The organism is Streptomyces sp. NPDC020884, assembly GCF_044333935.1.
GTDB lineage: Bacteria > Actinomycetota > Actinomycetes > Streptomycetales > Streptomycetaceae > Streptomyces.
This window is the reverse complement of record NZ_JBIRRY010000003.1, coordinates 389,058-402,341: the sequence shown is the minus strand read 5'-3', so window position 1 is coordinate 402,341 and position 13,284 is coordinate 389,058. Positions and strand designations below refer to the sequence as shown.

10 protein-coding genes are annotated in these 13,284 nt (G+C 69.8%); all 10 read left to right on the top strand.

Annotation, left to right across the window (positions count from 1 at the left end; translation table 11 throughout):
• The first annotated feature begins 28 nt into the window (after positions 1 to 28).
• Genes nuoE through nuoN form a run of 10 tightly spaced genes read left to right on the top strand, consistent with a single transcriptional unit; the run spans position 29 to position 13,128 of the window.
• A complete protein-coding gene (gene nuoE / locus ACH4UK_RS12765; RefSeq protein WP_398356039.1) occupies positions 29 to 853 on the top strand; it encodes an NADH-quinone oxidoreductase subunit NuoE in 825 nt (274 codons plus the stop codon).
• Positions 850 to 2,232: an NADH-quinone oxidoreductase subunit NuoF gene (gene nuoF, locus ACH4UK_RS12760; RefSeq protein ID WP_398356038.1), complete on the top strand. Its 1,383-nt coding sequence runs from the start codon at positions 850 to 852 to the stop codon at positions 2,230 to 2,232. The genes nuoE and nuoF overlap by 4 nt, the downstream gene beginning before the upstream one ends.
• On the top strand, positions 2,229 to 4,739 hold the full coding sequence (locus ACH4UK_RS12755) for an NADH-quinone oxidoreductase subunit G (protein WP_398356037.1): 2,511 nt from the start codon (positions 2,229 to 2,231) through the stop codon (positions 4,737 to 4,739). Before nuoF ends, ACH4UK_RS12755 begins: the two co-directional genes overlap by 4 nt.
• On the top strand, positions 4,736 to 6,139 hold the full coding sequence (nuoH, locus tag ACH4UK_RS12750; RefSeq protein ID WP_398356036.1) for an NADH-quinone oxidoreductase subunit NuoH: 1,404 nt from the start codon (positions 4,736 to 4,738) through the stop codon (positions 6,137 to 6,139). The genes ACH4UK_RS12755 and nuoH overlap by 4 nt, the downstream gene beginning before the upstream one ends.
• Positions 6,132 to 6,824 carry an NADH-quinone oxidoreductase subunit NuoI gene (gene nuoI, locus ACH4UK_RS12745; RefSeq protein ID WP_398356035.1) on the top strand — a complete coding sequence of 231 codons (693 nt, stop codon included), beginning with the start codon at positions 6,132 to 6,134 and terminating at the stop codon, positions 6,822 to 6,824. The genes nuoH and nuoI overlap by 8 nt, the downstream gene beginning before the upstream one ends.
• Positions 6,821 to 7,687 carry an NADH-quinone oxidoreductase subunit J gene (locus ACH4UK_RS12740; RefSeq protein WP_398356034.1) on the top strand — a complete coding sequence of 289 codons (867 nt, stop codon included), beginning with the start codon at positions 6,821 to 6,823 and terminating at the stop codon, positions 7,685 to 7,687. The genes nuoI and ACH4UK_RS12740 overlap by 4 nt, the downstream gene beginning before the upstream one ends.
• On the top strand, positions 7,684 to 7,983 hold the full coding sequence (gene nuoK, locus ACH4UK_RS12735) for an NADH-quinone oxidoreductase subunit NuoK (RefSeq protein ID WP_007451729.1): 300 nt from the start codon (positions 7,684 to 7,686) through the stop codon (positions 7,981 to 7,983). Before ACH4UK_RS12740 ends, nuoK begins: the two co-directional genes overlap by 4 nt.
• 12 nt (positions 7,984 to 7,995) lie before the next feature.
• Entirely contained in the window at positions 7,996 to 9,891 is a 1,896-nt protein-coding gene (nuoL, locus tag ACH4UK_RS12730) for an NADH-quinone oxidoreductase subunit L (RefSeq protein ID WP_398356033.1), read from the top strand.
• A gap of 4 nt (positions 9,892 to 9,895) precedes the next feature.
• Positions 9,896 to 11,467, top strand: a complete 1,572-nt coding sequence (locus ACH4UK_RS12725; protein WP_398356032.1) for an NADH-quinone oxidoreductase subunit M — start codon at positions 9,896 to 9,898, stop codon at positions 11,465 to 11,467.
• A complete protein-coding gene (nuoN, locus tag ACH4UK_RS12720) occupies positions 11,464 to 13,128 on the top strand; it encodes an NADH-quinone oxidoreductase subunit NuoN (RefSeq protein ID WP_398356031.1) in 1,665 nt (554 codons plus the stop codon). The genes ACH4UK_RS12725 and nuoN overlap by 4 nt, the downstream gene beginning before the upstream one ends.
• Positions 13,129 to 13,284: the final 156 nt, after the last annotated feature.

The following is a 13,284-nucleotide window of genomic DNA, read 5'->3' as shown; positions in this document are numbered from 1 at the left end:
CACATCACGCCAAGACGTCAGTCTGGGGATGCCGCAGCTCCCCGCCACCCCCTACCCGGCCGAGGTACGCGCCCGGCTCGACGCGGACGCGAAGGAGGTGCTCGCCCGCTACCCCGGCAGCCGCTCCGCCCTGCTGCCGCTGCTGCACCTCGTGCAGTCCGAGGAGGGATACGTCTCCCGTACGGGCATGGCCTTCTGCGCCGAGACGCTCGACCTCACCACCGCCGAGGTCACCGCCGTCGCGACGTTCTACTCCATGTACCGGCGCAGGCCGAGCGGCGACTACCAGGTCGGCGTCTGCACCAACACCCTGTGCGCGGTCATGGGCGGCGACGCCATCTTCGACACGCTCAAGGAGCACCTCGGCGTCGGCAACGACGAGACCACCGAGGACGGCAAGGTCACCCTCGAGCACATCGAGTGCAACGCCGCCTGCGACTTCGCGCCCGTCGTGATGGTCAACTGGGAGTTCTTCGACAACCAGACGCCCCAGAGCGCCACGCAGCTCGTCGACGACCTGATCGCCGGACGGACCGTCGAGCCCACCCGCGGCGCACCGATCTGCTCCTACAAGGAGACCGCCCGCATCCTGGCCGGCTTCCCCGACGAGCGTCCCGGCGCCGTCGAGGCCACCGGCGGCGCGGGCCCCGCCTCCCTCGTCGGGCTGAAGCTCGCCAAGGGAGAGGCCCTCCCGAAGGCGCGCGTGGTCTCCCCGCGCGCCGGGCAGCCCCAGGGCGCCCCGCCGCACGACCCTTCGCCGTCGGAGCACCTCAGCTCGCACGACGCACCACAGCAGACCTCGGCCTCCGACCCGGATCACTCGGCCGGGCCCGCAGCCGAGGAGGGGGAGTGATGACCTTGGCCGCCGAGATCGACCACAACGGGACGAGCCCCGAGAAGCTGCTCGCACCCGTCCTCTCCGCCTTCTGGGACCAGCCCGATTCCTGGACCCTGGACACCTACCGCCGCCACGAGGGCTACGAAGGGCTGCGCAAGGCACTCGCCATGGCGCCCGACGACCTCATCGCGTACGTCAAGGACTCCGGTCTGCGCGGACGCGGCGGCGCGGGCTTCCCCACCGGGATGAAGTGGCAGTTCATCCCGCAGGGGGACGGCAAACCGCACTATCTCGTCGTCAACGCCGACGAGTCGGAGCCGGGGACCTGCAAGGACATCCCGCTCCTCTTCGCGAACCCGCACAGCCTCATCGAGGGCATCGTGATCGCCTGTTACGCGATCCGCTCCTCGCACGCGTTCATCTATCTGCGCGGTGAGGTCGTCCCCGTGCTGCGACGACTGCACGAGGCCGTACGAGAGGCGTACGAGGCGGGTTATCTGGGGACGAACGTCCTGGGCTCAGGACTCGATCTGGAACTCACGGTGCACGCGGGCGCCGGTGCGTACATCTGTGGTGAGGAAACCGCGCTGCTCGACTCTCTCGAAGGGCGGCGTGGCCAGCCCCGGCTGCGGCCCCCCTTCCCCGCGGTCGCCGGTCTGTACGCCTGCCCCACTGTGGTGAACAACGTCGAGTCCATCGCCTCGGTTCCCGCGATCCTGAACCGGGGCAAGGACTGGTTCAAGTCGATGGGCAGCGAGAAGTCCCCGGGCTTCACGCTCTACTCGCTCAGCGGCCACGTCACCAGCCCCGGCCAGTACGAGGCCCCGCTCGGCATCACGCTGCGCCAGCTCCTCGACATGAGCGGCGGCATCCGGGCCGGTCACCGGCTGAAGTTCTGGACGCCGGGCGGCTCCTCCACCCCGATGTTCACCGAGGAGCACCTCGACGTCCCGCTCGACTACGAGGGCGTCGGGGCCGCCGGGTCCATGCTCGGCACCAAGGCGCTCCAGTGCTTCGACGAGACGACCTGCGTCGTGCGGGCCGTCACCCGCTGGACCGAGTTCTACGCCCACGAGTCCTGCGGCAAGTGCACACCCTGCCGCGAAGGGACGTACTGGCTGGTCCAGTTGCTCCGCGACATCGAGGCGGGCAAGGGCGAGATGGCCGACCTCGACAAGCTCAACGACATCGCCGACAACATCAACGGCAAGTCGTTCTGCGCGCTCGGCGACGGTGCCGCCTCGCCGATCTTCTCCTCGCTCCAGTACTTCCGCGAGGAGTACGAACAGCACATCACGGGCAAGGGCTGCCCCTTCGATCCCGCCCGGTCCACGGTCTGGGCCGACGACACGAACACCGACGGCAAGAACGCTCACCGGGGGGTGAACGCATGACAGTCACCACGAGTGCGCCCTCCGGGGGCGGCGAGGCGGCACTGCCTCCCGAGGACCTGGTCACGCTGACCATCGACGGCATCGAGATCAGCGTCCCCAAGGGGACCCTGGTCATCCGGGCCGCCGAACTCCTCGGCATCGAGATCCCGCGCTTCTGCGACCACCCGCTCCTCGACCCCGCCGGCGCCTGCCGCCAGTGCATCGTCGAGGTGGAGGGCCAGCGCAAGCCGATGGCCTCCTGCACCATCACCTGCACCGACGGCATGGTCGTCAAGTCGCAGATCACCTCTCCTGTCGCCGACAAGGCGCAGAAGGGCGTGATGGAGCTGCTGCTGATCAACCATCCGCTGGACTGCCCCGTCTGCGACAAGGGCGGCGAGTGTCCGCTCCAGAACCAGGCGATGTCGCACGGCGGCGCCGACTCCCGCTTCGACGGCAAGAAGCGGACCTTCGAGAAGCCCGTCCCGATCTCCACCCAGGTGCTGCTGGACCGCGAGCGCTGCGTGCTCTGCGCGCGCTGCACCCGGTTCTCCAACCAGGTGGCGGGCGACCCGATGATCGAGCTGATCGAGCGCGGCGCGCTCCAGCAGGTCGGCACCGGCGAGGGCGACCCCTTCGAGTCGTACTTCTCCGGCAACACCATCCAGATCTGCCCGGTCGGCGCGCTGACCTCGGCGGCGTACCGATTCCGCTCCCGCCCCTTCGACCTGGTCTCCACCCCCTCGGTGTGCGAGCAGTGCTCGGGCGGCTGCTCGACCCGGACCGACCACCGGCGCGGCAAGGTCATGCGGCGCCTCGCGGCCAACGAGCCCGAGGTCAACGAAGAGTGGCTCTGCGACAAGGGGAGGTTCGGCTTCCGCTACGCCCAGCAGCGCGACCGGCTCACCACCCCGCTGGTCCGCAACGCCGAGGGCGTCCTGGAGCCGGCGAGCTGGCCCGAGGCCCTGGCAGCCGCGGCGGCCGGTCTCCTCGCCGCCCGCGGCCGTACCGGCGTCCTGACCGGCGGCCGGCTGACCGTCGAGGACGCCTACGCCTACAGCAAGTTCGCCCGGGTCGCCCTCGACACCAACGACATCGACTTCCGCTCCCGGGTCCACAGCGCCGAGGAGGCCGACTTCCTGGCCGCCCGGGTCGCCGGACGCGGCCGGGACCTCGACGGCCGGGGAGTCACGTACACCGCGCTGGAGAAGGCCCCCGCGGTCCTGCTCGTCGGCTTCGAGTCCGAGGAGGAGGCGCCCGGCGTCTTCCTGCGGCTGCGCAAGGCCCACCGCAAGAGCGGCCAGAAGACCTTCGCGCTCGCCTCGCACGCCACCCGGGGCCTGGTGAAGGCGGGCGGCACGCTGCTGCCCGCCGCCCCCGGCACCGAGACCGAGTGGCTCGACGCGCTCGCGGGCGGCGTCGGCCTGGAGGCCGAAGGGGCGGCTGCCGCCGAGGCGCTGCGCGGGGAGCACTCCCTGATCATCGTCGGCGAGCGGCTCGCCGGAGTGCCCGGCGCGCTGAGCGCCGCCGTCCGCACCGCCACCGCCACCGGCGCACACCTGGTGTGGATCCCGCGCCGGGCCGGCGACCGGGGCGCGGTGGAGGCGGGCGCGCTCCCCTCCCTGCTGCCCGGCGGCCGCCCGGCCACCGACCCGCGGGCCCGGGACGAGGTCGCGGACCTGTGGCGGGTGGCCGAACTGCCCTCCCGCTACGGCCGTGACACCGGCCAGATCATCGAGGCCGCGGCCACCGGCGAACTGGGCGCGCTGCTCGTCGCCGGGGTCGGCGTCGAGGACCTGCCCGACCCGGCCCGCGCCCTTCAGGCGCTGGACGAGGTCGGCTTCCTGGTCTCGCTGGAGCTGCGGCCGAGCACGGTCACCGACCGGGCGGACGTCGTCTTCCCGGTCGCCGCCGTCGCGGAGAAGTCCGGCACCTTCCTCAACTGGGAGGGCCGGGCCCGGATGTTCCAGGCGGCCCTGAAGCCCGAGCAGATGCCCCGGACGCTCGCACCGGTCGACTCCCGGGTGCTGCACATGCTGGCCGACGCCATGGACGTGCACTTCGCCCTGCCGGACCTGACCGCCGCCCGCCGCGAGCTGGACCGGCTCGGCGGCTGGGAGGGCGGCCACGCGGAGGACCCGCGGGAGAGCGCACAGCCGCTGCCCCGGCCCGGCGACGGCGAGGCGGTCCTCGCGGGCCACCGGATGCTGCTCGACCTCGGCCGGCTCCAGGAGGGCGACACCGCGCTCGCCGGAACCCGGCACGCGGCCGTCGCCCGGCTCTCGGCGGTCACCGCCGCCGAGTCCGGCGTCAAGGACGGCGACCTGCTCGCCGTCACCGGACCGGCCGGCACCGTCGAACTGCCCCTCGCGGTCACCGACATGCCGGACCGGGTGGTCTGGGTGCCGCTGAACTCGGTGGGGCGCGGCATCCCCGCCGGCACCGGCGCGAACCCCGGCGGCCTGGTGCGGATCGGCCCCGCCGCCGCGCCGGGTGCTCCCGTCGAACCATCGGAGGTACGAGCGTGACTGGCCTCGCCGCACTCACGACGGCGCCCGAGGGCGTCGTCCTCGCTGCCGAGGATCTCTCGATGTTCGGCACGGACCCCTGGTGGCTCGTCGGCATCAAGGCGGTCTTCTGCTTCGCCTTCCTGATGGTGACCGTGCTGTTCTCCATCGTGTGGGAGCGCAAGGTCGTCGCCTGGATGCAGCTGCGCATCGGCCCCAACCGCCACGGCCCCTGGGGCATGCTCCAGTCGCTCGCCGACGGCATGAAGCTCATGCTGAAGGAAGACGTCGTCGTCAAACGGGCCGACAAGGTCGTCTACGTCCTGGCGCCGATCATCGCGGCGATCCCCGCGTTCATGGCGATCGCGGTCATCCCGTTCGGCCCCGCCGACAACCAGGTGTCGATCTTCGGACACCGTACGGCGATGCAGCTCACCGACCTTCCGATCGCGATGCTCTACATCCTCGCGGTCGCCTCGGTCGGCATCTACGGCCTCGTCCTCGCGGGCTGGTCCTCCGGATCGACGTACCCGCTGCTCGGTGGTCTGCGCTCCTGCGCCCAGATGATCAGCTACGAGATCGCGATGGGCGCCGCGTTCGCCTCGGTGTTCCTCTACTCCGGGTCGATGTCGACCTCGGCGATCGTGGAGGCGCAGGCGGACCGGTGGTTCGTCATCCTGCTGCCGGTCTCCTTCATCATCTACATCATCACGATGGTCGGGGAGACGAACCGGGCGCCGTTCGACATGCCGGAGTCCGAGGGCGACCTCGTCGGCGGGTTCAACACCGAGTACTCCTCGATCAAGTTCGCGATGTTCATGCTCGCCGAGTACGTCAACATGGTCACCGTCTCCGCGGTCTCCGTGACCCTCTTCCTCGGCGGCTGGCGGGCTCCGTACCCGATCAGCACCTTCTGGGAGGGCGCGAACCAGGGCTGGTGGCCCATGCTCTGGTTCATCCTCAAGGTCCAGCTGCTGCTGTTCTTCTTCATCTGGCTGCGCGGCACCCTGCCCCGGGTCCGCTACGACCAGCTGATGAAGCTCGGCTGGAAGGTCCTCATCCCGGTCTCCGTGGTCTGGCTGATGCTCGTCGCCACCGTCCGCGCCCTGCGCAACGAGGGCTACGACTTCTCCCGGATCGTGCTGTACGTCGGCGCGGCCGTGATCGCGATCCTGCTGATCTCGTTCGTCGTCGACATGTTCCGCGACCGCAGAAACCGGATCGAGGAGGAGGCGGCCGGACCGGAGCCCGCCTTCGACCCGATGGCGGGCGGGTTCCCGGTGCCTCCGCTGCCCGGACAGACCCTGCCGCCGGTGCCCAGGCGCACTCCACGACGCGAGCGGGAGCTCGTTGTCAGTGGCGGGCCGGATACTCAGAGTGACGGAAATGCGAGTGACGGAAAGGAGGCCGGCGGTGTCTGAGAAACCAGAGCTCACGGGCTCATCGGGATCCGCTGGATCCTCGGGCAAGGGGGAGTCGGGGGAGAAGTTCCAGAACCCCGTGGCCGGCTTCGGCGTGACCTTCAAGGCCATGTTCAAGAAGCGGCTCACCGAGCAGTACCCGGAGACGCCGAAGGTGACGGCGCCCCGCTTCCACGGCCGGCACCAGCTCAACCGTCACCCGGACGGCCTGGAGAAGTGCGTCGGCTGCGAGCTGTGCGCCTGGGCGTGTCCGGCGGACGCGATCTACGTGGAGGGCGCGGACAACACCGAGGAGGAGCGCTACTCCCCGGGAGAGCGCTACGGCCGCGTCTACCAGATCAACTACGCGCGCTGCATCCTGTGCGGACTCTGCATCGAGGCCTGCCCCACCCGGGCGCTGACGATGACGAACGAGTTCGAGCTCGCCAACACCACCCGCGAGAGCCTCATCTACACCAAGGACGAGCTGCTCGCGGGCCTGGAGGAAGGCATGGTCGACAGCCCGCACGCGATCTTCCCCGGCATGGACGAACAGGACTACTACCGGGGCGTGGTCACCGAGGTCGCGCCCGGCACGGTCCGCCAGACGGCCGTGTCCAAGGGCGAGAGCGACAAGCCCGACGAGGACCCCGCCGCGTCGGCCAGGACCGCCGACACCCCGCAGGACAAGGGGGTGGGGGCGTGAACGCGCTGGCCGCAGCCACCTCCACCTCGTTGGGCGAGGCCTTCCAGTTCTGGATCCTGGGCACCGTCGCCGTGATCGGCGCGCTCGCCACGGTCCTGCTGAAGAGGGCCGTGCACAGTGCGCTCTCGCTCGCCGGGACCATGATCGTCCTGGCGGTGTTCTACCTCGCCAACGGGGCCTATTTCCTCGGCATCGTCCAGGTCGTCGTCTACACCGGCGCGATCATGATGCTGTTCCTCTTCGTCGTCATGCTCGTCGGCGTCACCGCTGCGGACTCCCTCAAGGAGACCCTCAAGGGGCAGCGCTGGATGGCCCTCGGATGCGCCCTCGGCTTCGGCATCCTGCTGATCGCGGGCATCGGCCACGCGTCCCTGAGCACGTTCCAGGGGCTCGGCGCCGCCAACGCCCGGCACGGCGGCAACGTCGAGGGGCTCGCCAACCTCATCTTCACCAAGTACGTCTTCGCCTTCGAGATCACCGGCGCCCTGCTGATCACCGCGACGGTGGGCGCGATGGTGCTCACGCACCGCGAGCGCACCGAACGCGCCAAGACCCAGCGGGAGATGTCCGAGGAGCGCGTGCGCGGCAAGCACCTCCCGCCGCTCCCCGCCCCCGGCGTCTACGCCCGGCACAACGCGGTGGACGTCCCCGGTCTGCTCCCCGACGGCACGCCGTCCGAGCTCACCGTCATGCAGACGCTGCGTCAGCGCGGCCAGGTCCGTGACGTCTCGCAGCAGTCCCTCGCCGATCTCAAGGCCCTGGAGCAGCGCTCCGGGGAGCGACTCGGGCGCGAGGACGCGGACGTCGTGGCGCGCGGAGCCAATCCCCCGTCCGCGGCGGAGAACTCGGAGGCCGCCAAGTGAACCCGGTCAACTACCTCTACCTCGCGGCCCTGCTGTTCGCGATCGGCGCCTCCGGGGTGCTGATCCGGCGGAACGCGATCGTGGTGTTCATGTGCGTCGAGCTGATGCTCAACGCCTGCAATCTGGCGCTCGTCACGTTCTCCCGGATGCACGGCAACCTCGACGGGCAGATCGTCGCGTTCTTCACGATGGTCGTCGCAGCCGCGGAAGTGGTCGTCGGACTCGCGATCATCGTGTCGTTGTTCCGCTCCCGCCACTCGGCCTCGGTCGACGACGCCAGCCTGATGAAGCTGTAAGGGGTCGGAAACGTGGAGAACCTGATTGCGCTGCTCGTCGCGGCGCCCCTGCTCGGAGCGGCGGTCCTGCTCTGCGGCGGACGCCGGCTGGACAAGACCGGCCACTGGCTCGGCACCCTGCTCGCCGGCGCCTCGTTCGTCGTCGGACTCATCCTGTTCACCGACATGCTGGGGAAGGGCGCCGAGGACCGGGCCCTGCACCAGCACCTGTTCAGCTGGATTCCGGTGGAGGGCTTCCAGGCCGACATCGCCTTCCAGCTCGACCAGTTGTCGATGACGTTCGTCCTGCTCATCACCGGTGTGGGCACGCTGATCCACATCTACTCCATCGGTTACATGGAGCACGACGAGCGCAGGCGCCGCTTCTTCGGCTATCTCAACCTGTTCCTCGCGGCGATGCTCATCCTGGTCATCGCCGACAACTACCTGCTGCTGTACGTCGGGTGGGAGGGCGTCGGTCTGGCGTCGTTCCTGCTCATCGGCTTCTGGCAGCACAAGCCCACCGCGGCCACCGCCGCGAAGAAGGCCTTCCTGGTCAACCGGGTCGGCGACATGGGCCTGTCGATCGCCATCATGCTGATGTTCACCACCTTCGGCACCTTCGCCTTCGGGCCGGTGCTGGAGTCGGCGGGCGAGACGAGCCAGGGCAAGCTGACGGCCATCGGGCTGATGCTGCTGCTGGCCGCCTGCGGCAAGTCGGCCCAGGTGCCGCTGCAGTCCTGGCTCGGCGACGCGATGGAGGGCCCGACCCCGGTCTCCGCCCTCATCCACGCCGCGACCATGGTCACCGCCGGCGTCTATCTCATCGTCCGCTCCGGCGCGATCTTCAACGCCGCCCCGGACGCCCAGATGGTCGTCGTCATCGTCGGCGCGGTCACGCTGGTCTTCGGTGCGATCGTCGGTTGCGCGAAGGACGACATCAAGAAGGCCCTCGCCGGGTCGACGATGTCGCAGATCGGCTACATGATCATGGCCGCGGGCCTCGGCCCCATCGGCTACATCTTCGCGATCATGCACCTGGTGACGCACGGCTTCTTCAAGGCCGGGCTCTTCCTCGGCGCGGGCTCCGTCATGCACGGCATGAACGACGAGGTCGACATGCGCAAGTACGGCGGCCTGCGGAAGTACATGCCGGTCACCTTCGTCACCTTCGGCCTCGGCTATCTGGCCATCATCGGCTTCCCGGGCCTGTCCGGCTTCTTCTCCAAGGACAAGATCATCGAGGCGGCCTTCGCCAAGGGCGGCACCGAGGGCTGGATCCTCGGCTCCGTGGCCCTGCTGGGCGCCGCGATCACCGCGTTCTACATGACGCGCGTGATGCTGATGACGTTCTTCGGCGAGAAGCGCTGGCAGCCCGACGCCGAGGGCCACGAGCCGCACCCGCACGAGTCCCCGAAGTCGATGACGATCCCGATGATCGTGCTGGCCTTCGGCTCGGTGTTCGCCGGTGGGTTCTTCGCGATCGGCGACCGGTTCATCAACTGGCTGGAGCCCGTGACCGGTTACGACCACGGGCACGCCCCGCTGAGCGCGGCCACGGTCACCGGAGCCACCGTGGTGGCCCTGGTCGTCGGGGTCGGGATCGCCTGGGCGATGTACGGCCGCAAGCCCGTGCCCGTCGTGGCCCCGCGCGGCTCGGTCCTCACCCGGGCCGCCCGCCGCGACCTTCTCCAGGACGACTTCAACCACGTGGTCCTGGTCCGCGGCGGCGAGCACCTCACCCGCTCGCTGGTCTACGTGGACCACTCCCTGGTCGACGGCGTCGTCAACGGCACGGCCGCCTCGGTCGGCGGACTCTCCGGCCGGCTGCGCAAGCTGCAGAACGGCTACGCCCGCACCTACGCGGTCTCGATGTTCGGCGGTGCGGCAGTCGTCATCGCCGCGACCCTGCTGATGAGGGCGGTCTGATCACATGTCCTTTCCCCTCCTGACCGCGACGGCGGCGCTCCCGGCGATCGGCGCCATCGCCACCGCCGCCGTCCCCGCCGCGCGGCGCACCGCGGCCAAATGGCTCGCGCTGTTCTTCTCGCTCGGCACGCTCGTCCTGGCGGCGATCGTCTTCATCCGCTTCGAACCGGGCGGTGACCGCTACCAGCTCACCGAATCCCGGGCCTGGATCGCCGACTTCGGCGTCCGTTACGAACTGGGCGTGGACGGCATCGGGGTGGCGCTTCTCGCCCTCACCGCGCTGCTGATCCCGTTCGTCATCGTCGCGGGCTGGCACGACGCCGACCCCCTGGAGACGAAGTCCTCGCGCTGGCGTCCCACGCAGGGCTTCTTCGCCCTGATCCTCATGGTCGAGGCCATGGTGGTCCTGTCGTTCGTCGCGACCGACGTCTTCCTCTTCTACATCCTGTTCGAAGCCATGCTCATCCCGATGTACTTCCTCATCGGCGGCTTCGGCGACCGGGCCCACGCGGGCACCGACGAGAACGCCGCGACCCAGCGTTCGTACGCGGCGGTCAAGTTCCTCCTCTACAACCTGGCCGGCGGCCTGATCATGCTGGCCGCGGTCATCGGCCTCTACGTGGTCGCGGGCACCTTCTCGCTCTCCGAGATCGCCGAGGCCCGCGCCAACGGCTCCCTGGAGATGGCGACCAGCACCGAGCGGTGGCTGTTCCTCGGGTTCTTCTTCGCCTTCGCGGTGAAGGCCCCGCTGTGGCCGCTGCACACCTGGCTGCCGAACGCGATGGGCGAGGCGACCGCCCCGGTCGCCGTGCTGATCACCGCGATCGTCGACAAGGTCGGCACCTTCGCGATGCTCCGCTTCTGCCTCGGGCTCTTCCCGGAGGCCAGCAAGTGGGCGACGCCGGTGGTCATCACCCTGGCGCTGATCTCCATCGTGTACGGGGCCCTGCTCGCGGTCGGCCAGCGCGACATCAAGCGGCTCATCGCCTACGCCTCGATCTCGCACTTCGGCTTCATCGTCCTGGGCATCTTCGCGATGACCAGCCAGGGCCAGTCGGGTGCCACGCTCTACATGGTCAACCACGGGATCTCGACGGCCGCGCTGCTGCTGGTCGCCGGATTCCTCATCACCCGGCGCGGATCACGGCTCATCGCGGACTACGGCGGGGTGCAGAAGGTCGCCCCCGTGCTGGCCGGCACGTTCCTCATCGGCGGCCTGGCCACCCTGTCGCTGCCCGGACTGGCTCCGTTCGTCAGTGAGTTCCTGGTCCTGGTCGGCACGTTCAGCGCGTATCCGGTGGCCGGCATCATCGCCACCTCCGGCATCGTGCTCGCCGCGCTCTACGTCCTGGTCCTCTACCAGCGCACGATGACCGGGCCGGTGAAGGAATCGGTCCGGTCCATGCCGGACCTCAAGGCCCGTGAGCTGGCGGTCGCGCTTCCGCTGATCGCCGTGCTGATCTTCCTGGGCGTCTTCCCGAAGCCGCTCACCGAGGTCGTCAACCCGGCGGTGGAGCACACCATGTCCGACGTACAGAAGAAGGACCCCCAGCCCGAGGTGGAGGCCGCCAAGTGAGCGCAACAGCTGTCCACAGTCTGTGGACGACGGTGAGCGGGGTGACATCGGCGGCACCGGGGGACTCGTTCACGGCACCGAAGATCGAGTACACCCAGCTGATGCCCGTCCTGATCATCGTGGGCGCAGCCGTCCTGGGCATCCTGGTGGAGGCCTTCGTGCCACGCCGGGCCCGCTACCACACCCAGCTCATCCTGACCGTGGTGGCGGTCGCCGCCTCGTTCGCCGCGATCGTCAGCCTCGCGGCCGACGGATACGGCACCACGGAGGCCCGGATCGTGGCGGTGGGAGCCATCGCGATCGACGGCCCCACGCTGTTCCTCCAGGGCACGATCCTTCTGGTCGCCCTGGTGGCGGTGTTCACCTTCGCCGAGCGCCGGCTCGACCCCGCGTCCGACGGCGCCCGGGTCGACTCGTTCGCCGCCCAGCCCGGGGCCGTGCCGGGCAGCGACAGCGAGAAGGCCGCGGTGCGGGCCGGGTTCACCACCACCGAGGTCTTCCCGCTGCTCCTCTTCTCGGTGGCGGGGCTGCTGGTCTTCCCGGCCGCCAACGACCTGCTGACCCTCTTCATCGCGCTGGAAGTCTTCTCGCTCCCGCTCTACCTCCTGTGCGCCGTCGCCCGCCGCAAGCGGCTGATGTCGCAGGAGGCGGCCGTGAAGTACTTCCTGCTCGGCGCGTTCTCCTCGGCGTTCCTGCTCTTCGGGATCGCCCTGCTCTACGGCTACTCGGGCTCCCTGGGGTACGCCGACATCGCCAACGTCGTCGACGGCTCGGTCCTGGAGATCGACCCGGCCCTCGCCGACACCATGGGCAACGACGCGCTGCTGCTGATCGGCGGCGCGATGATCCTGACCGGCCTGCTCTTCAAGGTCGGCGCGGTCCCGTTCCACATGTGGACCCCGGACGTCTACCAGGGCGCCCCGACCCCGGTCACCGGATTCATGGCCGCCGCCACCAAGGTCGCCGCGTTCGGCGCGCTGCTGCGCCTGCTGTACGTGGCGCTGCCGGGTCTCACCTGGGACCTGCGGCCGGTCATGTGGTCGGTGGCCATCCTCACGATGCTGGGCGGCGCGATCGTCGCGATCACCCAGACCGACATCAAGCGGCTGCTGGCCTACTCCTCGATCGCGCACGCGGGCTTCATCCTCGCGGGCGTCATCGCGGCCAGCCCGGAGGGCATCTCCTCGGTCCTGTTCTACCTGGCGGCCTACTCCTTCGTGACGGTCGGCGCGTTCGCCGTCGTCACGCTGGTGCGGGACGCGGGCGGCGAGGCCACCCACCTGTCGAAGTGGGCCGGGCTCGGCCGTCGCTCGCCGCTGGTCGCCGCGGTCTTCGCGGTGTTCCTGCTGGCCTTCGCGGGCATCCCGCTGACCTCCGGGTTCTCGGGCAAGTTCGCGGTGTTCAAGGCGGCTGCCGAGGGCGGCGCCGGCGGACTGGTGGTCGTGGGTGTGCTCTCGTCCGCCGTCGCGGCGTTCTTCTACATCCGGGTGATCGTCCTGATGTTCTTCAGCGAGCCGAAGGCGGACGGCCCCACGGTCGCCGTCCCGTCCCCGCTGACCATGACGACGATCGCGGTCGGCGTCGCCGTGACCCTGGTGCTGGGCCTGGCCCCGCAGTACTTCCTGGACCTGGCGAGCCAGGCGGGCGTGTTCGTGCGGTAGCCCGCGCAGTATGGACGACAGCAGCGCCGGACGGTCCCGTTATCCACAGGACCGTCCGGCGCTGTCGTAGGAGCCGCCTATCGTGGTCGGGGACGGAACCAGACGGGACAGGGCCGGGACGTGCGGACCTCGGGGGACAGAGCATTGGGTGTGACC